This is a genomic window from Nitrosomonas sp., assembly GCA_031316255.1.
Taxonomy (GTDB): Bacteria; Pseudomonadota; Gammaproteobacteria; order Burkholderiales; family Nitrosomonadaceae; genus Nitrosomonas.
The window spans coordinates 1,879,899-1,900,289 of record JALDQW010000001.1 but is presented as its reverse complement, the minus strand read 5'-3'; the positions used below and the strand labels follow the sequence as shown (position 1 = coordinate 1,900,289).

Annotated in this window: 19 protein-coding genes; 4 read left to right on the top strand and 15 right to left on the bottom strand. The window is 47.5% G+C overall.

The features are described from left to right. Positions 1-41 precede the first annotated feature (41 nt). From MRK00_08490 to MRK00_08475, 4 genes are all read left to right on the top strand, one after another. Positions 42-1,271: an IS701 family transposase gene (locus MRK00_08490; protein ID MDR4517410.1), complete on the top strand. Its 1,230-nt coding sequence runs from the start codon at positions 42-44 to the stop codon at positions 1,269-1,271. Between the two features lie 526 nt (positions 1,272-1,797). Beyond that, the gene (locus MRK00_08485) at positions 1,798-2,010 is read left to right on the top strand and encodes an addiction module protein (protein MDR4517409.1); all 213 of its coding nucleotides are present in this window, start codon (positions 1,798-1,800) and stop codon (positions 2,008-2,010) included. 2 nt (positions 2,011-2,012) lie between these two features. Continuing rightward, on the top strand, positions 2,013-2,303 hold the full coding sequence (locus MRK00_08480) for a type II toxin-antitoxin system RelE/ParE family toxin (GenBank protein MDR4517408.1): 291 nt from the start codon (positions 2,013-2,015) through the stop codon (positions 2,301-2,303). 172 nt (positions 2,304-2,475) lie between these two features. Continuing rightward, positions 2,476-3,462, top strand: a complete 987-nt coding sequence (locus tag MRK00_08475) for an IS110 family transposase (GenBank protein MDR4517407.1) — start codon at positions 2,476-2,478, stop codon at positions 3,460-3,462. Between the two features lie 430 nt (positions 3,463-3,892). Here MRK00_08475 and MRK00_08470 read toward each other — a convergent pair whose 3' ends face one another. From MRK00_08470 to mgtE, 15 genes are all read right to left on the bottom strand, one after another. Beyond that, positions 3,893-5,347 (bottom strand): hypothetical protein, encoded by a 1,455-nt coding sequence (locus MRK00_08470; protein MDR4517406.1) that lies wholly within the window; start codon positions 5,345-5,347, stop codon positions 3,893-3,895. A gap of 194 nt (positions 5,348-5,541) precedes the next feature. Then, positions 5,542-6,366, bottom strand: coding sequence for an outer membrane lipoprotein-sorting protein (locus MRK00_08465; GenBank protein ID MDR4517405.1), 825 nt, complete (start codon positions 6,364-6,366; stop codon positions 5,542-5,544). Positions 6,367-6,471: 105 nt separating this feature from the next. After that, on the bottom strand, positions 6,472-8,820 hold the full coding sequence (locus tag MRK00_08460) for an MMPL family transporter (protein MDR4517404.1): 2,349 nt from the start codon (positions 8,818-8,820) through the stop codon (positions 6,472-6,474). A gap of 57 nt (positions 8,821-8,877) precedes the next feature. Next, positions 8,878-10,698, bottom strand: a complete 1,821-nt coding sequence (locus tag MRK00_08455; GenBank protein MDR4517403.1) for a fatty acyl-AMP ligase — start codon at positions 10,696-10,698, stop codon at positions 8,878-8,880. A gap of 78 nt (positions 10,699-10,776) precedes the next feature. Then, positions 10,777-11,394 carry an isoprenylcysteine carboxylmethyltransferase family protein gene (locus MRK00_08450; protein MDR4517402.1) on the bottom strand — a complete coding sequence of 206 codons (618 nt, stop codon included), beginning with the start codon at positions 11,392-11,394 and terminating at the stop codon, positions 10,777-10,779. A gap of 30 nt (positions 11,395-11,424) precedes the next feature. Then, on the bottom strand, positions 11,425-11,682 hold the full coding sequence (locus MRK00_08445; protein MDR4517401.1) for an acyl carrier protein: 258 nt from the start codon (positions 11,680-11,682) through the stop codon (positions 11,425-11,427). 14 nt (positions 11,683-11,696) lie between these two features. Beyond that, the gene (locus MRK00_08440) at positions 11,697-12,269 is read right to left on the bottom strand and encodes a ferritin-like domain-containing protein (GenBank protein MDR4517400.1); all 573 of its coding nucleotides are present in this window, start codon (positions 12,267-12,269) and stop codon (positions 11,697-11,699) included. Between the two features lie 9 nt (positions 12,270-12,278). Continuing rightward, complete coding sequence (locus tag MRK00_08435; protein MDR4517399.1) at positions 12,279-12,881, bottom strand: 4'-phosphopantetheinyl transferase superfamily protein; 603 nt, start codon at positions 12,879-12,881, stop codon at positions 12,279-12,281. Beyond that, positions 12,827-13,957 carry an SDR family oxidoreductase gene (locus tag MRK00_08430; protein ID MDR4517398.1) on the bottom strand — a complete coding sequence of 377 codons (1,131 nt, stop codon included), beginning with the start codon at positions 13,955-13,957 and terminating at the stop codon, positions 12,827-12,829. The genes MRK00_08435 and MRK00_08430 overlap by 55 nt, the downstream gene beginning before the upstream one ends. Further along, positions 13,957-14,865 (bottom strand): hypothetical protein, encoded by a 909-nt coding sequence (locus tag MRK00_08425; GenBank protein MDR4517397.1) that lies wholly within the window; start codon positions 14,863-14,865, stop codon positions 13,957-13,959. The genes MRK00_08430 and MRK00_08425 overlap by 1 nt, the downstream gene beginning before the upstream one ends. Then, positions 14,858-15,121: a hypothetical protein gene (locus tag MRK00_08420; GenBank protein MDR4517396.1), complete on the bottom strand. Its 264-nt coding sequence runs from the start codon at positions 15,119-15,121 to the stop codon at positions 14,858-14,860. Before MRK00_08420 ends, MRK00_08425 begins: the two co-directional genes overlap by 8 nt. Beyond that, positions 15,118-15,978, bottom strand: coding sequence for a diiron oxygenase (locus MRK00_08415; GenBank protein MDR4517395.1), 861 nt, complete (start codon positions 15,976-15,978; stop codon positions 15,118-15,120). The genes MRK00_08420 and MRK00_08415 overlap by 4 nt, the downstream gene beginning before the upstream one ends. A gap of 4 nt (positions 15,979-15,982) precedes the next feature. Continuing rightward, on the bottom strand, positions 15,983-16,951 hold the full coding sequence (locus MRK00_08410; GenBank protein ID MDR4517394.1) for a hypothetical protein: 969 nt from the start codon (positions 16,949-16,951) through the stop codon (positions 15,983-15,985). Between the two features lie 262 nt (positions 16,952-17,213). Beyond that, a complete protein-coding gene (locus tag MRK00_08405; protein MDR4517393.1) occupies positions 17,214-18,749 on the bottom strand; it encodes an APC family permease in 1,536 nt (511 codons plus the stop codon). Positions 18,750-18,999: 250 nt separating this feature from the next. Beyond that, on the bottom strand, positions 19,000-20,364 hold the full coding sequence (gene mgtE, locus MRK00_08400) for a magnesium transporter (GenBank protein MDR4517392.1): 1,365 nt from the start codon (positions 20,362-20,364) through the stop codon (positions 19,000-19,002). Positions 20,365-20,391: the final 27 nt, after the last annotated feature.

The following is a 20,391-nucleotide window of genomic DNA, read 5'->3' as shown; positions in this document are numbered from 1 at the left end:
CGCGCGATGCGTCAGCGACATTCTATGGCTACCTGCGTGGACTGTTTCAATCTGAACGAGCAAATATGTTACGCATGGGCGAAGTCAATGAAGTTGACCACCAGGCGATGCAACACATGCTGACATCAGACGCGATTGACTGGAATGGATTTGGCGAGCAGATTGCGATTGAGACGGATGCGTTGTTGGGTGGTTCTGCTGCTGTTTTGATTATCGATGAAAGCGCTTTTGCGAAGAAAGGCGAATCATCAGCAGGTGTTTCCCGACAATGGAATGGCCGTCTTGGTAAGGTAGACAATTGTCAGGTTGGTGTATTTGCCAGTTTGTGCCAAAACAGCATGGCCAGTTTGATTGATGCGCGCCTGTATTTGCCACAACATTGGATGAGCGATTCGGATCGTTGCAAGAAAGCAGCAATACCTGAGGCATGCCAGTATTATCAAAGCAAATGCGAGATTGCATTATCAATGATCGAAACAGCCAAACAACGCGGTGTGCGTTTTGGTTATGTCGGCATTGATGGCGGCTATGGCAAGGATCCTGCTTTCTTGCGTGGTGTTGATAAACTTGGCTGCACATTTGTCGCTGATGTTCACTGTCGGCAGATGGTTTATCTTGAAGACCCAAAACCGGGCATTCCTGCCTGGAATAGCCGTGGCAGGCAACCGAAACGCCTGAAAGCACAATCTGAGGCGATACGTGTTGATCAATGGGTATCAGAGCAGCCGGATGCAGTATGGCGGCGCATTAAACTGCGCGAAGGCGAGAAAGGTATGCTGGAAGCGGAATATCTTCATGCATTTGTATGGGTATGGGATGGCAGCGAGAAACAAGCGCATCGCTGGCACTTGCTGGCAAAGCGGGAGGTTGGCGCTAGCGAAATATCGCATTATAGCTTATCCAACGCGTCACTTGAAACACCGTTACAGCAACTGGCGCAAGTACAGGCGCAGCGTTTCTTCATTGAGCACAGCTTTCATGAAGCAAAAAGCGAATGTGGCATGGCTGATTATCAAGTGCGCCGGTGGGATGCATGGCATCATCACATGGCGCTAGTCATGCTGGCAACGCTATTCTTGGTCAAGCAAAAGATGCTTGGGCGCAAGCAATGGCCGATGTTATCCTTCAATGACCTGGTGACCGCATTAGCGCACATGCTGCCAAAAAGACAACTTACCACCGAGGATCTGGCAGATGTTATTCATAAGCGGCACCGGCGACGGCTCAGCGCTAAAAAGTCTTTTGCTAGGCGAAAAGTGGCTTTTGGGTAATCTGACAAAGTAGAACTAATGCCCACGAATTCTAGGGACATATTATTAATTATGGTAACGGTTAAGAGTTGTGTCCCTAGAATTTAAAGTTACAGCAAGGAAAATTGATATTAGTCCAATCGTGTAAAAATAAGGCTGGCAAAATTGCCAGCCTTATTTTAACTATACTCGCTGCACTATAATTTATTTCGGTACACAATTGCAAGCGATAATCTGAAAGTTATCAGTCTACAATGTCAATCGTCATGTAAAACTTACCAAGATTTTGGGCAAATCAGCGTTGAAAAGCATCCACTCTGGCATGATAAATTACCGGTACTTTGCCAGAGAACTCTGGAGTGATAGAGAAGGATATAATTGCCGGTATCAACAAATTGCGCCGTATTCAGACTCGATTCTCCCTGGATGGGTCGGTGAAACACTATCCACCGGTTGATTGTTTTCCTGTGTTACGGTGGACGGCAAAAGCTTACCCGTCCTGCCCCGAAACTGTTATGCTGCAAACATGCAAAAACAGGGCGTTAATATGCAAACCTTACCCGCAAACATCCAGGAACTCTCAATCAACGAACGCATAAAACTGGTCGAGGATATCTGGGACAGTATCGCGGCCGACCAATCCGTTTTACCACTGACGGCCGCTCAGAGAAAAATGCTTGAACAGCGGCTGGACACCTACGAAACAGACCGGACAAAAGACCGGGAAGCTACCGAACTGATCGCTGAAATCAGAAAGTAATTGTGAAATTAAAAATCTATTTTTGCACCGAAGCGGAGAAAGATATCAAATCGACTGCCACATGGTATGAAAAACAAAACTCGGGTCTTGGCGGACAGTTTCTGGACGAAATCCTGGCAATGTGCACCCGCATTTCCACCAGTCCGTGTATGTTTCCCATTGTGCACAGAAAAACCCACCACGCGATCATCCGCCGTTTTCCATTTGGTATTTTTTATCGTATTGAAAAGATATCAATTATTGTTGCTGTCATGCATGCAAGCCGCCATCCGGAAAACTGGCAAACAAGATAATTTTGGCAAGGCAAACTGCCTGATGCGTCCAACGCACCCTTCTGGATCAGTTGGGAAGTTGAGCCGAAGTCAGGCCCGGAATTTGTAGGGCAATGGAATGGACTCCTCCCACTCGACGGCATCGTAATGTGCCACACTAAAGATTTTAGCAATCAAGAAGCGGGAGGAGATGATGACTATAGCACGTACCGGAGTTGATTTGGCAAAACAGGTATTCCAAATTCATGGTGTAGACGGAGCGGGTAAAGTACAGGTTCGCAAACAGTTGCGCCGTTCACAGATGCTGGGTTATTTCAGCAAATTACCACCTTGTTTAATTGGAATGGAAGCATGTGGGAGTGCGCATTACTGGGCACGCGAACTGAGCAAGTTAGGTCATGAAATTCGATTGATGGCGCCGCAGTTTGTAAAACCTTACGTGAAGAGCGGCAAGAACGATGCCAATGATGCGGAAGCGATTTGTGAAGCCGTTGGCCGACCGAACATGCGCTTTGTTGCGGTCAAAACGGTCGAACAGCAGGTTGTTCAAGCGGGACACCGAATTCGCGCCCGGCTGATTAAATCGCGCACAGCGTTAACGAATGAAATACGGGGCTTACTGGGCGAATTTGGTATTGTGGTCGCCACATCGATTGGTCGATTGCGAAAGGCATTGCCTGAGTTACTGGAAGACGGTGAGAATGGATTGCCGGGGAATTTTCGTGTATTGCTGGCAGGTTTGAGTGAAGAGTTACGCGCACTGGATGATCGCATTGCAGCCTATGACACCAGGATTGTCCAGGCAGCCCGTGAGGATGAGCAGATCAAGCGGTTGCTTGAAGTAGAAGGGATTGGGCCGGTTACTGCCAGTGCGTTGGTTGCTGCAGTGGGCAACGGCACTCAATTTAATAGTGGACGAGACATGGCTGCATGGTTCGGTTTGACCCCGCGGCAACATTCCAGCGGCGGCAAGAACAGGCTCGGTAGAATCAGCAAACGGGGTGATAAATATATACGCATGCTGCTGGTTCACGGTGCCCGTGCTGCACTCAATGCCGCCAAGAATAAAGAAGATGTCCGCAGCCGCTGGGCAAAGAGTCTGGCTGAACGGCGCAACAAGAACGCACGTATCGCATGGTCGATATTGAGTCGTGGCGAACCTTACCGGAAGGCGGCGTAGCGTTTTCAGTGTGATGACAGTAAATTTTGTTTAGTAAAGAGGAAAAGCCACTTGTAATTGCGTAGCAAAATAAATTGATGGCAAACAGGTCAGACCGGCGTAAGTTCATTCAGTCTTATCCACAAGCTCCCTACTCAGATACATACACAGCAAAGCCGCTAGGGCGATTTGAACCTTACGCGCGAAATCCATCATGGCTCGGATAGAGAAGCTATCCAACGAGAAGCCGGATATACGGAAGCAGTTGTACCTTAAAGTCATCATGAGTTTTGCTTGCAAAACGGGAGGAGTCCATATATGAATCAGCGAAGCGTCATCCACCGGTTGTTTCCTATGCAACGGTGGACGACGCGTTACTTGTCCACCCTATCCGGCTTGCCTGACATCATTTCAGGGACAACAGAAATAATTCACTCATTGTGAACAGCCCCTAAAACCCAAATCTGACCGACAAATACACATTGCTGTTATTCTGAAACTGACTGAACAGCGTATGGTCTTTTCTGCCGCCAAAAATATTTCCGCCCAACTCGGTTGCCCAATAATCGTTTATTCTGTAGTTAATTCTTGGCCTGAGATAAAAATCCATATCCGACGGGGAAAAGTAGCTGAATATTGACCAGGTGACATTCTGGTTATGCGTTAACAGCGTCAGCCGGGTGGTCAGCACGTGGCGATCCCGGTCGCGCTGTGGAAAAATAGCGGGCAGTGTATTTAAATAATTCGAATAATCGAACAGGTGCTCAAGGTAATACTGCGCGCCGACGGTGAAATCTTTTGCCACTTCCTGTTCGTAACCCGCCAGGGCGCGAAATTCGCTGTTATTCACAAACGGATTATTTCCGTTACCATCATCGCGCGAATTGTAATAACCCGTTTCGATATTCCCGATACCCCGGCCAACGGGGCCGCGAATACTTCCACCCACTACGCGCAGCTTGGGAAAAAGCACCGTGCCGCTGACCGGATCGATCCCGCCGGGGCTTTTCCAGTAGCCTTCATAAAAATACAGCGCCGTTTCGAACGACCCCAGGTTACGGTATAAACGCAACGCGACTTCACCCTTGTCGGGCTTGTCGGGCCGGAGTATGGCGTTACGGCCTGCAAGATCGCCCGTTATCGGCGAAAAGAAAGATATGCGTCTGCCGTCAATAAAACGGTCGGCATCGAATTGCGGGGTATATACAATGTCCAGATTCGCCCACTGACTAAACAGTGAGAATTTCGCCGCATCCGACGGTGCTTTGATATAGACCTCGTCGCGGCCTATAAAGAATGAATTAAAATCCTTCGGAAACAGATCGTTAATAAAAACCAGATCGCCCGTCCCCCAGGTCAGTATTTGCCTGCCCGCTTTGATATCGACAAAATCAAGCGGAGAGAATGTTAAATTCGCTTCGCGCAGATCGACAAAACCGCGGCCGGAATTCAGTTGAACGGGCAGATTATCGGCAACATTGTCATACAGCAGATCGGTTGTCAGATTGAATGCAATGTTGCGCAAGGACTTCTGCACCTGCAACTGCAACCGTGTTTCTGTAATCGACTGTTGTTTTTCGTTTGGGTCACCGGTTACGCGAAACCCGCCACGCGCCTCCCAGAAGCCCGACAAATTAAAAGGCAATTTTCTTTGGACAGACCTGAGCAAGCGATTGTCATTCCGACCAATTTCACTTCCGGATACTGTCGATTCGCCAAGATCCGACAAACCGAACGGCAAGGTTGGCGGGGCTGCGGGCTGGATAGTCGAATGGTTTAAATCCAGCCCGGCGGGCAATCCGGGTTCATCGCCTGACGTCAGACCCGCCGGCAATCCCGGCTCTTGCGCCAACGCCGGCAAACTGATGAACGCGCATAAGCAGATCAGGCGGCATAAAAATTTCATTAGGGCATCTCTAAAAATCCATATTTGCGAGCATCCGCATCGCGGATTGCCTGCTTACATCGTTCCATCACAATACTTTGTTGTTCACAAAAAATATCTCCTTACATATCAATCATATGCTGCGTCAATATTTTTTGCCATCAACAAGAACTGGCCTCGTCTTGTTTAAAACTCTGAATTTTTAAAGGCGCCCATCAGTACAGAAATTTTTGTGGCGGATTGCGTAAATAGCGTTCGGAAAATATTTCATTTGTCAGGTCAATATTGTATTGAATATCGCTGTATTCCATAATTGTTGAGCTGCCCGATTTCAGATTTTCCATACTGGCTTTCGTTATGGTCGGGTAACCCTGTATGGTTTCTACTTTAAGCGTTTTTCCCAGACGATATAATTCATTTTTTTGATCGTAGTATTCAACCTGTACCGGTATAAATGTCTCTTTATGAATGTACATCGTGTAGAACTGGAATTCGACTGAAGCCGGATCGTGCGGCGTATTCCTGATGACGTAATAGTTGTTCGTCGTATCGATCAGTTCGTGATGATCGTCATTGATATTGCGCCCGGATATATCCTCATAGAAAAAGTCGGAACCGACAAAACTGGTGCGTTTGTCGCTGGCCGCTATGCGTCTGACCAAGTCCAGCGACGGCAAATACAACCAGCGCTCATCATTCGCGGTAACATTTTTCCACACCAGAAAGCCTGTTTTGTTGACATCCGTGGGGTGGGTAAAATAGACATACAGTTGCTGTTCGCTGAGGTAGGCGTTGTTTTCCAGTTCATCCGTTTCGGCAATATCCCTGCGCAGCAATATCATCTGGCGGTGTCGCTTCCGGCCTTTATCGTCGGTGATGGTCATATCCGCTTTCGCGCGCCCATCCTGACCCGCATAATAGGAAACCTGGTTCGCGCGGTGCACAATCTCGCCTGCGGATAATTGTTTTGCTGCCAATTCCTCGCTTGCAATCATCAAGCAAACCAGGATCAAGGCAATTTGATAGCTATACTTGTTCATTCGTCTACTCCTGATTATCAATTCCGAGCATCTTCCGTTAAAGTACATCAAATATCCATACCTCGTCACAACAGCTTGTTGCGTACAAAAAATATTCCTTGCATTTCAATTATATGCCGCGTCAATGTTTTTTGTTCCCGCCTTGTCTTGTTTAAAATGCCGAATTTTTAGATGCGCGCTGAATAGTATTAATATCGCCGGCAGCAATAAAATATCCGCAAGCATGGCAAGCAGGACTGCGGCCGTTGTGAACACACCAAAATTGACGGTTGGTATAAATTGAGACAACATCATAATTGAAAAGCCCGCGGCCACGATCACTGAAGTAATCACAATCGCCAGCCCTTTCGATTCAATCGTCTTTTTCAGGCTTGTTTGCAAACCTGTTCCTTGATGGCGCTCATTCATGTAATGCCAGACAAAATGGATGGTGTCGTCTATGGCCAGACCCAGTGCAATGCCGCCAATCAATATTGTGCCCATATTCAATTTAATGCCCAACCACGCCATGATTCCAATAATGGACAGAACCGGCAATAAACTGACGGCCAGGCCGATCAATGAGAGCGACATTGAGCGCGTCATAACAAATAATGTTGCGAAAATACCCAGGGCAACCACCAGAATGGTGACAATCTGGGATTCCATAAGATGTTGATCCATGGTGGCCCATAACAGCGTTAAACCGGTTACTTCGGCCCTGACGGTTTCGGGCAGGTATTGTTCGATCAGGGCTTCAATGCCTGCAACAAGTTTTGTCAGCTCGCTGTTTGATAAATAATGGGTAAAGATAAATATCTGCGCTGTTTTGTTATCGTGCAGGATGAGATCCCTCAGGTCGTCATTATTACTCAATTCACCAACGAACAGTAATTGGGCGTATGTCTGTCTGTCATAATTCAGATAATTATCGCTGCTCCATTTTTCCGCATCGATTATCGCCCGGTCGATTTCTTTCAAGGCGTCGATAGGACTCACTGTTTTAATGACTTCCGGCAATGTATTGATCTCGTTTTGCAGTTTATTTAGCGCCAGAAACGTGTCCGGATCTTCCAGACCTTCATCCATTTCCAGGAAAATCCGGAAATTTGTGGTTGAAAAACCCGATTCTTCCACCCTGTCGTAGGCATTCCGGATTTCCGTATTCGCCTTGAACATCTGCAAATAACTTGTATCCGCCTTTAGCACGTGGAACCCCGATAATGCGCCGATGGTCACAACGCCGAACAGAACAATAACCCGCTTATGATGAATGACAACCGCGGTGGAAATTTTTGCCAGAACGCTGCCGGCATAGGTATTAAAGGAACGGGGCCTGGCCGTGCATGCATACGGGATGTTGCGCCACAAGAACGCCAGCAACAGTGGCGCTACAAATATTGTGAGCAAGAAACCCAGCAAAATACCTATGGCGCCGAAGATACCGAGTTGTATCACCGGCACGATCCCGACAAACGCCAATGAAACAAAACCGATACTGGTCGTAAGCGCAGAACCAAAACAAGGCGCCCAGAGTTCTTTTCTGACCAGCACGGCGATTTCAGTGAGCGAACAGTCCGGATTAGCCGCGCGCAGTTTATGGAAATGCGTAATGATATGAACGACATTGGCCATGGATAGCGACGTCAGAATGGCCGGCAGCATTATGGTTACCATGTTCAGCGTATAACCGGTATAAACCATACTCGAAACAATGGTGGACACAACAGCCGAGATAATACTGAGCGACACGAGCAGATCGCGCCAGTTACCAAACACCCACCATCCAAAAACGATGCAAATCCCGAACACCAATGGATAAAAAATATAAACATCCCTGAGCGAGAAGGTATTCAATGCGGCATTTAAAGGTGTCGTGCCGACCACCCAGTACTGTTCAACAAGCTGCGCATCATCCATGATCGCGTTGACTTCGTTGACGAGTTTAACGCGGACAGGGCCGCCATCGTCAAAGGCATTATCGTCCTGAATCAAGATAACGGTTTTGTAGTCCTGCTGTTCTCTAAAGAGCGAATTGACAAATACAGGGTTTCCCGATAATTTTTCCCTGAATTCCTCATCGATGCCGTCGCTTCCGGATTGATCGCCGTTGTATAAAACACGGTATTCCAGGCCGTCGCTGTCGTTAAATGTTCCCCGGGCATTTGCAATCGAAATCACTTTTCTGACATGGTCCAGTGTCGATATCCGGTCGTTCAGCGTTTTTAATTCATTTAAAAACCGATGATCGTAAATCTGAACCCGGGTATCCAGAACGACAGCCAGCCAGTCCCATTCTCCCATTTCATCCATTGCTGCTCTATGAACGATCCGTTTCGGGTCTTTTTCATAAAACCAGACTTCCATGCTGTTATTGAGTTGCCAGCTCACCAGGCCGGTGCTCGCCAAAAGCAAACAGGTATAAAAAAGAACGAAGCAATACTTGAGTGCGTCTTGTTTAAAATGAGTAAACATAATGAGAATTCTTTTATTAGAAAGCCATATTGATAAAATCGCCAATCCGTGGATTGACTAACAGAGTGCCAAAGCGTTACAAGACAACTCCCGATCCACCACAGCGTCAAGCCGATCGGCCAGATAGCATTCCCTGACTGTCCGGCGGCTTATTTTGCCGCTTGTGGTCACTGGAATAGTACCTTGCCGAACCAGTACAATCTCATGAATATCCAGTTTCAACCCGGACATGAGATTTTCCCGGATGTCCGCATAAACCAGCCCGGAATCAAAATCCCTGAGAAACTTCTTGTTAATTTCCTGTACCAATACCACTTTTTCTTCATTTGCCAGTTCTATGCCAAATGCTGCGCCCGCGCCGGTTCTTAACACAGCATTATTGATCTGGGCTATCTGTTCGATGTCCTGCGGATAATAATTTTTACCCCGGATAATAATCATTTCTTTAATGCGGCCAGTCACATAAAGCTCGCCATTCCTGATAAAACCAAGATCGCCGGTACGAAGATAGGCATCGCCGTTGCCGTGCGTGATCCGTGCATTGAAAATCTGACCGGTAATCCCCCGCTTATTAAAATAGCCTTTGGTTACATGGGGGCCTGCCAACCAGATCTCGCCGACCCTGGATGGCGGGCATGGCTGCTTACTGTCCGGATCGACGATGATCACCTGACTGTGCGCGCCAACCCCGCAACTGGTAATCTGAATGGCATCTTCATCCTGTTGCGGTTCGTTGATTGCGTTGACTGCCAGCTTGTTTTTATCGATTTTGATTGATGTCACGGGCTGCCCGGCGGGTTTTCCCGTGACAAACAAAGTTGCCTCCGCCAGCCCGTAACACGGTAGAAAAGATTCTCTGCGAAAACCGCATGCGCTGAAAGCGCGGCTAAAATTTTCGATTGTGCGCATCTGGACTTTTTCCGCGCCGCTGAACGCGACGGTCCAGGAACTCAAATCCAGAGCGGATTTTTCCCGGTCGTTGATTCTATCCACACAATAGTCATAGGCAAAATTGGGCGCGCCGCTAGTGGTTACCCGATAATCCGAGATTGCCTTTAACCAGCGGGACGGTTGGCGCAAGAAAACAATAGGCTCCATCAATACCGATTTGAAACCGACATAAAGCGGATTTAGAACAGTGCCGATCAAGCCCATGTCATGATACATGGGCAGCCACCCGGCAACGATTGAGTCGGTCGTATGCCGGAATATCTCGGTGATCATGGCCTGGTTCGCCATAATATTTCCATGCGTCACCATGACACCCTTTGGATCGCCGGTCGTACCCGATGTATATTGTAAAAATGCGATGTCGTTCTGCTTGATCGCCGGTTTGTTCCATACATGCGCAGCGTTGCTGTAAAGCATGTCAACTGCAAGACAGGGTATATGCTGTAGCAACCGATACTGCCTGCAGCCGTCATTCATCGCCTCCATCCGTTCGGAACGCGTGCATATCAGTGCTGCGCCGCAATCCTGAGCAATATTGGCAAACCTCGGCCATTCTTTTTGGGCAAACGGCGGATAAACCGGAACAGCAATCATGCCTGCATACAAACACCCCATAAATGCTGTAATAAAGTCGATCCCCGTTGGAAAAGCCAGAACCACTCTTGATCCGGCGGGCAATTGCTGCTGCAGCGCCGAAGCAATGGCTTGCGCGCCATGATGCAATTGCTGAAAACTGATGTGCTGTTGAATTTCCTGGTTGGGCGACCAATGTACATAAGCCGTCTCATACCCTTGCGTATTGGCATGCTCCATCAAAATGTCGACCAACGAATGAAAATGTGTGTCCATGTCGGTCTGACCGTATTGCGGGTATTGCGCCGGGAGCCTGTTATGGCCGGTTTCTGCAATTGATTTGATTACTCGCATATTGTTTGCCTTTGCACGCTTTTTTCCAACACAGAATCATCGTTTTCCTGAGATAAGCAACAACCCCTGCCGGTGGAATTATTGATTCTCCTTCAATTTCATTTTTATGCCGCACTCTCCGGATAATTTTGGAAAAAAGCGCCCTGTGTGTTTCACGTATTCAGTATATTGCGCACCGAATCCATCACCTTCCGCGGACAGCCTTTTTTCTTCCTTGCTGGCGGTATAGTTCAGGATCAAAAACGTATACAGGCCCAGTGCAACAATCGACCAGTGCGGCACAATGAGCACGGCGCCGATAAACGCAATAATAAAAGCACTATAAAAAGGATGGCGAATATACTTATAACTTCCCCAGGTAACAATATTTTGCGGCTTGTCGTTATCGTGTTCCTGGTGCCAGAGCGCCAAAGGCACCCGGTGCGTACCGATGGTCATGGAAATTATTGCAATGGAGACACAGCAAAACACTGTACCGGTTGCCGCCATAATCGTGTAAACAACGGACGCGGTATCGATGAACGGTGCCAGCACATCGAAGTACACGGCGATGAACAAGACCGGCGCAATGCCCCATGGCGCCGCAGTCACAAACCACATCGGCGTAAACTTGCCGTCTTCACGAAAAAAAATCTTGGGCAGCAATCCCACATATAAGAAATTCAATCCCAATAAAATGAATGCAGCTTTTTCCATGTATTCCTCCTGTTATATGCCTGATTAAATTCAATCCGCTGCACATTGCAGCTTGTCCGCCTGCGCCAGCTTTTCCTGAATCAGCGTCAACAACTGACGCACTGTAATGACGTGTTCCAGATCCTCCTGATCCAACTCGATCTGAAACTGCTCCTGTATCGAGAGAAACAATTCCACCAGCATAAAGGAATCTGAAACCAGATCGCTTATCTCCTTGTCATCGCTAATGCTGTCTATGGACAGCCTGGTCAGCGTTGCGATTTTTTGCTTGATTTCATCGATGTGCATAACGTGTTCCCTTATCAGATTCGTGAGGCACTTTTGTGCATGACATAGTCCAGGCGTTGCTGATTTTCAATCACAAAATTCCTGTAGATTTCTTCATCAGCATTTTTATAGTGCTGGATTTTACGATTGACCTTATCTGCACCGTATTTTTCTCTCATGTCGTCCAATGCCTTGTTAATCCACTGGATGTGCCATTTTTCATCTTCGGCAATCAGCTCGATTGTATCTTTGATTACCGGGTGAATACCGGGCAGTTTCATGTGATGAAAATATTGCTTTAAAACCCGTTTCTCAAACACGTTCGTCAGCGCCAGTATTTCCATCATGTTCACGGGCAAACCGCCGGCTTCAAGGTATGCATCCTGATAAGCGTTTCTAATTTTGATCGGTTTATAATCGAGCGCTTCCATTGCCTTGGTCCAATACCAGCTATGCATGCTTTCATCGGCAAAGTGCTTGTTGAGATCGGTCTGTATCGGACCCGGCGGCAACATCGCCGCAATTTTTCCGAAAAACAGGGCGCCATTGATTTCTGAATACCGGTAAAAACTCATCATCCATCGATCCTGTTCTTTCAATGTGTCCATCTCATGACCTCATATGGCTATGGCTATAGTTAGGAATCCATCCTGGTATGGCATGGATGCGTAGCGAAACTTTTTTTTGCCCGGGCAGTTCACTTTGGTTGCAATACCCGTCAATGCCCCAGGATTTTGTGTTTCATAATCAAAAAACCAAAAATTACAGTGATTGTTCAAATCCGCCTTGTAAATGGCTTCCTTTACCGTCCATAAACGCAACAATTGCCGCTGAACAGTGTCAAGCGTGTCGACAATCCGTTGTTCCTTGTGCGTCAGAAAAAACCTGGCCGCTCGCGGATCCATAGATCTTCCATATTCCAAGTCGATACCGATACCCAGCGCATGCTTGAATGGATTGGCCACAGCAGCCACGGTATTCAAACAATGCGTCAGCGAGTAGCGGGCATGCGGCATAACGATCCGGGTTGCATCTTCCTGTTTCAGACCAGGACACCGATTGATCAACGTTCCCAGCACCCGGCGGCTTAGTTTTTTACTCGCCGCAGGACTTATTTGCTCCTCGATCACAAGGTCAATACCGGCATTCAGCGCCTTTGAAAATATCAAACGCGTGCGCTCAAGCCGCCCTGCGTTTGCAATCCGGTATTGATTCCCCATTTCTCGCGCATTAAAAATTGAATGACCTTATCCAGCAAAACCGCCATATCGGGCGAAGGATATTCCGGATAGTGTTTAAGCAAATTCCCGTTGCTGATATTTTTTTCGATATACAGTTGTTTCGAAAAAGGCCGGATGCTGTCCAGCGCCTGTTTGACCACCATGCCACTGACACCCGTCAGTACCGAGGCCAAAGACTCAAACGCTTCAAGGTCTGTAAACAGCGGTTGCATGATGCGCTTTTTCCGGAATTCCGCGCTGCTCTGAAAGTTGCTAAAAACCCTGTCAACCAGCTCGCCCAGAGTCAGCGCATTTTGCCGGTCATAGCAAATGTTATAAATTTCATGCGACGTGAATTTCTCTTCCATCAAATGGAATATGGCGCTTGCCGTGGATTTCCCGGTGGTCAGATAAATGGGAATATCGCGCTCACCCGGCATCAAGGAAATCAACCCGTGAAAAAACAGGCGCATGGTGTTATGGAAAACGTTAAATTGAACCACCTCGCCGCTTTCGTTGTCGGCGATGATCGTCGCCGCACGATAAATATTCCATGGCAAATCGGCAAACTCTGTTTGAATGATATGCTCCGCTTCCCATTTGCTGCGTTCATAATGGTTGGCGAACCGGCCTTCCGGTTTTACGGATGTTTCAGGCACGATGCCTTTCGTTAACCCGGAACTGTAAACTGTGCTCACGAAGCCGAATTGCTGGAGATCGGGGCACTGCCGTGCAAACTCCGCTACTTTTCTTACGCCGTCGCGATTTACCCGGTTCGCCAGGTCTTCTTCCACATTGAATCGGGTGATCGCCGCCGTATGAACGATGCCAGTGATGCTTTCGCGGCCCACTTCCCGGAATGGCCGATTCTCGGACAGGTCGCCATGATAAAACTGAATGCGTTCAAGGTTTGCTCCATAAGCCTTTTCGAGCCGCGCTAATTTTGATTCATATTCCTCGTTGCCGCTGGCGCGCACCCAGAGCTTTAATTTCTTGTCCGTCCGGTCTAAATAGTTTCTAACCAGCAGGTTGCCAAAATAACCATCTGCTCCGGTAATCAGAATAAATTCGGACATCAGATATGCTCCATTAAATGCATAGGCCAGTTGTCGCAGTTCGGCCCAAAATGCGACATAAACGCGGCCAACCAGCGCTCTATACCAAATGCAATGCAGGCGGAATATACGTAACCGTTATCGATCGTAATATTGAATGTTTCGCCAAAATAACTGCGATGAAAATTGCTTGAACCGATTGCCAGCCGGTTATCGAACACTATTTCATATTTGCTGGGCTGTAATTTCTGCATTAAATGCTTGGGGTTATTACTTGGATTAAAAAACGGATCGGTTGCCACTTTCCATTCCAGGTCAAAAGGCAATTTGTGAAACAGTGCGGACAACCGCGTTGTCATGTCATCGACAAATTTTTTCACATGAACCTCGTGACCGATGCAGACAATCTCCCGCATGCTGAAACTCCACTGGCGCTCCAATGGCGTATATTCGGTTTCATTTCGATAACAGGTATTTTTTGTGGTGAACACCTGTGACCGGGTGAATGCGCTGTTCTGAAAATGGATATAAAAGTGATAGCACGCTGCCGGGGTTAAAATGGCTTCGGGCAAATCCATTTCGGTGACATTTATTCTGTCATTGCTGCTGACGATCTCGCCTTTACGAAACTGGTGGTAATTATGGTCATCACAGCACAATACTTGCGGAAAAGTCGCATGTTGTGGAAACGAATGAAGATAATCCAGTTTCCTGAGATATTCCGCCTTTATAAAACTGGAAAATTGATATTCCTGCGCTTTCAAGTCCGCGGCAAGTTTCAGGAATGCGGTATCCAGTTGCTGATAAGCCCGTAACAACCCTGCATTTAAGGCAATCTGGCCGAAAACGTGATGTGGAACTTCACGATACAGTCGCGATTGTTCCTCGTTAACAGTGTTAGACCAGCTGGCCTCATCGGGTTTAAGCACGGGACACCGCCTCGCAAAAGAAATGCTGGTAGATGGAATCAACGCTTGCAAAAGCCCCGGGCTTGATCTGCGCTGGATTGATCGGCTCCCCTTTTAAATGTTCCAGGTACAGAATCAGGTCCATCAATTGCACCGAAGTAATAATGCGTTTTTCAATAATGGCCATGTTGCTTGGCACCGCATCTTCACTAAAAACAGCACTATGCGCGGCGATCCATCGGCAAAGCTCATCTTTTATTGGATGTTCATGGTTCATAGCTGCGGTTCTTCCTTCAAAATTCCACTATGGGTTAAAAATTCCAGACATTTTCTGGAAACCATTTTACGCAATGCACGTTGCGCTTCATGATCCCAGGCCATTTGATACACTTCATAGGCATCATTAATCTGGGCATCTTTATAAACCCAGGGGTTGTAATATTCTTTCCAGGTCGCCACGATGTAATCAGCCAGATAACGACGAATATTCGCCAGTGTCTCTTCACTCCATTGAGGGCTATACGTATCGAAGATGTGTTTTGTGATTTTGCGGCCAAAAGCCAGATGTCTGCTTTCGTCATTATGGTGATAACCATTTATCGCCCGTGACAATGGATGCAAACGTTCGTCCCTGGACATGGATAAATTGTAGTAATCCACCAATTCCTCGAAGATCACCACCCGGACAAAGAACAGAAAATCCTCTTCGCCTTGACTGAAGTTGCCGGGAATCTGGTAATTTTTGGATGGATACACTTTTTTTGCATATCGATTACAAAAAGTACCGAACAGCGTCATGTGCTTGTTTTCTTCACCCACAAAATGGTGCAAGTAATCGGATATTTCCGCCGGCCAGTCGCTGTATAAACGTTTTGTCAAACCTTGCAACAGGGCTTTTTCGCCATGAATATTCAGGCTGAAAAAATTGATCAGCTCCCAGAAGCAGAGCTTTCTCAACTGAACCTCGTTCAGGCTGTCAAAAACGTCGGTTCCAGCAAGTGACGACAACTCGGGAGAAAACAACCATTCGCTCTCATCAATATGATCCGGCCATTCAAACTCGGCATACGGATTACTGTAACGCTTAACAGATGCAGTGCTCAGTTTTCGTGTCAGTGTTAAAACATGATCCATAACGTTATACCTTTTCCAATAACACACATGACCAGTTAAGTCCAAAGCCGGCCATGGGTAATAAAATTTTGTCGCCTGGCTTGAACTGCTTTTTATCATCCGCCACCCTGAGATTAATCAGATTGTCGCCACTGATACAGTGGCCTATCTGATCCCGTGTGGGCGTCAACACCTTTGCATAATCGATTCGTAAAATACTGGCCAGCACTTCCCAGGCTTTTATGTTTGTGTTTTGAGGCACAATCCAGTCGACAGCATCCAGCGAAAGCCGGTTACGGGTCAGAATTTCATTCAGAACCCGATAGGTATAGTTAAAATAAAATCCTGCAGTTTCATCGTCATTGGCCTGAGCCATGGCGCCATTGCTCAGGTGGTGGCAATCAAGCAGCTTGAAACGTCCGGGCTTGCGGCTTAAAACACATGCTGCCGCACCATCGGAGATCAGGTTGTAAGTCTGTTCATAGGCTGCACCGGGTGGAAAACGATCAGAAGTCAGACAGAGCAATTCATTTAAATGAGGACCGCCGGTCAACAAGGATTTGCCGACACGCAATGCCCCTAACAGGCTGGTACAGGCCGTTTGATTCAGCCCCATCAAGAAGGAATTCTCAATGTTGAAATCCGCTTGCAGATGACTTACAGGAAAATCCATTAAATGCTTAACATCTTTGGTTTCTGTAAAAGAATCCCATGCCCCCAAATTACCGTTACATGTCAGACAAGTTGCATAAAGCACACCATCAACCTTGCTGATATCCTTGCCTTCACTGGTGCATAAGTCATCGACAGCGTCCCGAGCCAGATCGTATGCCGTTTGATTTTCGCCCGCACGAAAGTGATAGAGAAAACCCGAATCGGTTAACAGCTGCTCATCCGAGAAAGTCAAACCTTCTGCAACGGTATCGGATACATGGCAATGTTCACTGCCGACTGCATATCCAATTTCACCAATATAAGCATCCGATACATTCATATCACCAGCATCCTCTTCGAAGCTATCATTTCGATTTATTCCACTACCCAATCAGCTTTCAAACAAAATCCCTGACTTCGCAGCACGTGTTAGAAAATATGGCGGGTAAAATAACCTGCATCCATATCCACACCCAATGACTGCTACTTTAGAGGCAATACAGGAAGAATGCTGTGAATAAAATCACAGTTAATTGATCTGAAAAACCGGCAAGTAAACGGCGATGCGAATGCTCGCAGATTTGGATTTTTAGCAGTGTGCTTTATTCGCCTGCTTTATTCGCCCGGATTTTATCCAGAGTGTCCATTACCATATGCGCTCTTTCCAGCGGCAGTGTTTCGCCCCGGAAAAAGCTCGGCGCGCGCAGATTCCACAGCGCCATTAACACGACACCGAAAAGCAAAGAAACCACACCGATCATGAAAACGGCACCAACACCCGCGATGGATCCACTGGAACCGTAGTCCGGATCCATCATGTTCCATGCCTGCAGTATTGCGACCGCAATCAGAACAATTGCAGCGAAGGCTGGGAAAACAACCTGAGATAGCGCGGTACGCCAATGATTAAAGGCGGTACGATGAAAATAAAGCGCACAGGACAATGCCGCCACAGTATAAAACGTGCAAACTGCAATACTGACGCTTAGAATTGTGTCTTCCACGATCGATTCACTCAACAGGCTCAATGTCGTATATATGACAAGTGTCATCAGGCCGATTGTCCAGGTGGTGAATTTTGGCGTTCTGGTCACTGAATTGACCTGGGCAAACGGACTTGGAAGGGCTCTGTAAGTCGCCATTGCCAATGCGATGCGGGCTGAAGGCATGATCGTGGACATGGTCGCCGAAAAAGCCGAGACGCAAATAATCACTGCCGCAACCATTGCGCCTTGCGCCCCGATAATTTCTGTCGCCAGTGTCGTAATACTCGAATCAATATTCCTGGAATGTGTCAGGCTGGATTCATGATTCACGTCAATACCGGCGTAAGCCAATGCAGCGATGGAAAAAACCACATAGGTGAAAATTGTTATACTCATTGCAATAATTCCGCTGCGCCCGGCCTGTTCGGAATCGCCTTCCGTTTCTTCAGACATGGCCAGCGAAGCATCAAATCCCCAGAATATAAACAACGCAATCATGAAACCCTTGAGAAAAACATCGAATGATGGAATTGCCAATGGATTAAACCATTCCCATGAAAATGGTTCCGCCGTACTGACGGCTTCGCCCTGAAAAACGCGCATATAAAGTATACCCGCCAGCAGAATAAGAATACTGTACTGCGCAATTGTCAGAATCATGGTTGTGCGCGAAGATTCCCTGGCCCCGAGCGCGGTAAGATAGGTTGTGCTGAAAATGAACAGCACCGCAACGACGATATGAAACCAGGGCGGCGTTTCATCCATGCCAAAGATAACCGCAACGGAGATGACCGTGATCTGAGTCGCGGCAACACCGGCCAGTACGCTGCCCAGTAACAGCGCCCACCCGCCAAACCAGCCGATACGCGGCCCTATCGCTTTTGTTCCCCAGGTGAAAATGGTTCCCGCATCCGGCGCGGCAGTCGTCAGATGTTTATAAGACAATGCCACGAAAAACATTGGAATGACAGACAAAATAAATACGATCGGCAACTGATAACCGCTTCCCGCAGCACCGTAACCCAATGCACCGGCCAATGAATATGCCGGCGCGGTGGCTGCCAGACCTATTGTGACCGCAGCCCAGTTGGATACGGATCCTTTTTTGAGTCCTTTGGCTTTCAGGCCGTGCATCTGTGTTTCTTCGTGCATGATAACCCTCTGTTCGGGAAGAAAAAATTTGTATGCCGTGTACGGAAAAAAAAGTTGTGCGCCCGGTAACGTTTTCTTAATTCCAAACGTTTGTGTGCCGATTTCCAGTCACGCAGTGCACCTCAAAAACTGGCAATTTTACTCATTTTCAATGTTTGATTAAAAAAATTTTTTTCTTCTCAGAATGCCGCAATACTGGAGAGCGTCCTGTGAACACCTGTTTCCGCACACTTCACGGTTTTCTTGTGCGTCACAGCAGATAATAGGTGGCCAGCCCCAGGAAACTCATAAAGCCGACCACATCCGTAACGGTGGTTAGGATAACCGCACCGGAAAGTGCAGGATCTATGTTTATTCGTTGCAGTATCAATGGAATGGCAATGCCCGATGCTGCCGCTGCCACCAGATTAATAACAATGGCAGCCGCAATGACCATACTGATGCCGATATCCTTAAACCAAAGCCAGGACAACAACGCAATCACAACTGCCCATAACACACCGTTCAGAATGCCGATCAGGACTTCCTTGCGCGCCAGCCAGAAACGGTTACCACTGGTAATCTGATCGAGCGCAAGCCCTCTGATGGTTAATGTCAATGTCTGGCTGCCGGCAATTCCACCCATGCTTGCCACTATCGGCATCAAAACAGCCAGTGCAACAATTTTATCGAGCGTATCGGTATACATGCCAATAACCCAGGCTGCCAGAAATGCTGTTATCAGATTAATGCCAAGCCACACGGTTCGGCGTTTGGCGCTGCTAATAACGGGCGCAAACAAATCTTCCTCTTCGTCCAGGCCATCGCGCCCCAACAAAGTACGATCGGCTTCGGCACGCAAAATATCAATCACGTCATCCATAGTGATCCGTCCGAGCAGACGATTGTCTTCATCCACAACCGCCGCCGAAACCAAATGAAATTTCTCGAAAAAAAGCGTCACTTCATGCTCGTCGTCCGTTGCCAGGATAGCCTGGTGTTGCGTATCCATGACATCTTTAACCAGCATCTCCTTGTCCGAGGTCAGCACTTTGTTGAGCAGCAGCTTACCCTGGTAAAAACCCTGGCGATCAATCACCATCAAACCATCGGTATAATCCGGGAGTTCTTCGTGCAGTTGCAAATAGCGCAGCACTACTTCGAGGGTAACGTCGTTTCTGACCGTGATGACATCCTGACTCATTAAACGGCCCGCTGTCCCTTCCTCAAATGAAAGATTGGTTTCCAGGTGCTCCAGAATGTCATCGGGCAATTTTTCTTCGATGGATTGTCTGATGTGATCCGGAAATTCCTCGATCATATACGCCAGATCGTTGACGTCCATATGTTCGGCAGCGGCGACCAGCTCTTCCGGTTCCATTCTGACAATCAGGCTGTTTCTGGCTTCATCGTGAAGCAATGACAGGATTTCAGCTTCCAGAGATTCCGGAATCAGTTCCCATAATTGCTCCCGCTTTTTGGGCGGCATGGCTTCCAGAATATCGGCCAATTGCCCAGGATGCGTTTGCTCCAATAAAACTTTTAATTGATCGGTTTCCTGCTGCTCAAGCAGCAGGAAAACCTGATCCAATGAAAGACCTGAGGTTTCAACGGGTGTTATGTCCTGCTCTGTCATTTTTTATCCTGTTGTTTAATCGCGGCG

Excerpts from the sequence above, each read along its gene's own strand:
- MRK00_08440 (MDR4517400.1), bottom strand. The coding sequence starts at position 12,269 with ATGGACACATTGAAAGAACAGGATCGATGGATGATGAGTTTTTACCGG.
- MRK00_08465 (MDR4517405.1), bottom strand. The coding sequence starts at position 6,366 with ATGAACAAGTATAGCTATCAAATTGCCTTGATCCTGGTTTGCTTGATG.
- MRK00_08410 (MDR4517394.1), bottom strand. The coding sequence starts at position 16,951 with ATGAATGTATCGGATGCTTATATTGGTGAAATTGGATATGCAGTCGGC.
- MRK00_08435 (MDR4517399.1), bottom strand. The coding sequence starts at position 12,881 with ATGGGGAATCAATACCGGATTGCAAACGCAGGGCGGCTTGAGCGCACG.
- MRK00_08485 (MDR4517409.1), top strand. The coding sequence starts at position 1,798 with ATGCAAACCTTACCCGCAAACATCCAGGAACTCTCAATCAACGAACGC.
- MRK00_08455 (MDR4517403.1), bottom strand. The coding sequence starts at position 10,698 with ATGCGAGTAATCAAATCAATTGCAGAAACCGGCCATAACAGGCTCCCG.
- MRK00_08475 (MDR4517407.1), top strand. The coding sequence starts at position 2,476 with ATGACTATAGCACGTACCGGAGTTGATTTGGCAAAACAGGTATTCCAA.
- MRK00_08405 (MDR4517393.1), bottom strand. The coding sequence starts at position 18,749 with ATGCACGAAGAAACACAGATGCACGGCCTGAAAGCCAAAGGACTCAAA.
- MRK00_08470 (MDR4517406.1), bottom strand. The coding sequence starts at position 5,347 with ATGAAATTTTTATGCCGCCTGATCTGCTTATGCGCGTTCATCAGTTTG.
- MRK00_08430 (MDR4517398.1), bottom strand. The coding sequence starts at position 13,957 with ATGTCCGAATTTATTCTGATTACCGGAGCAGATGGTTATTTTGGCAAC.
- MRK00_08450 (MDR4517402.1), bottom strand. The coding sequence starts at position 11,394 with ATGGAAAAAGCTGCATTCATTTTATTGGGATTGAATTTCTTATATGTG.
- MRK00_08415 (MDR4517395.1), bottom strand. The coding sequence starts at position 15,978 with ATGGATCATGTTTTAACACTGACACGAAAACTGAGCACTGCATCTGTT.
- MRK00_08460 (MDR4517404.1), bottom strand. The coding sequence starts at position 8,820 with ATGTTTACTCATTTTAAACAAGACGCACTCAAGTATTGCTTCGTTCTT.
- mgtE (MDR4517392.1), bottom strand. The coding sequence starts at position 20,364 with ATGACAGAGCAGGACATAACACCCGTTGAAACCTCAGGTCTTTCATTG.
- MRK00_08445 (MDR4517401.1), bottom strand. The coding sequence starts at position 11,682 with ATGCACATCGATGAAATCAAGCAAAAAATCGCAACGCTGACCAGGCTG.
- MRK00_08420 (MDR4517396.1), bottom strand. The coding sequence starts at position 15,121 with ATGAACCATGAACATCCAATAAAAGATGAGCTTTGCCGATGGATCGCC.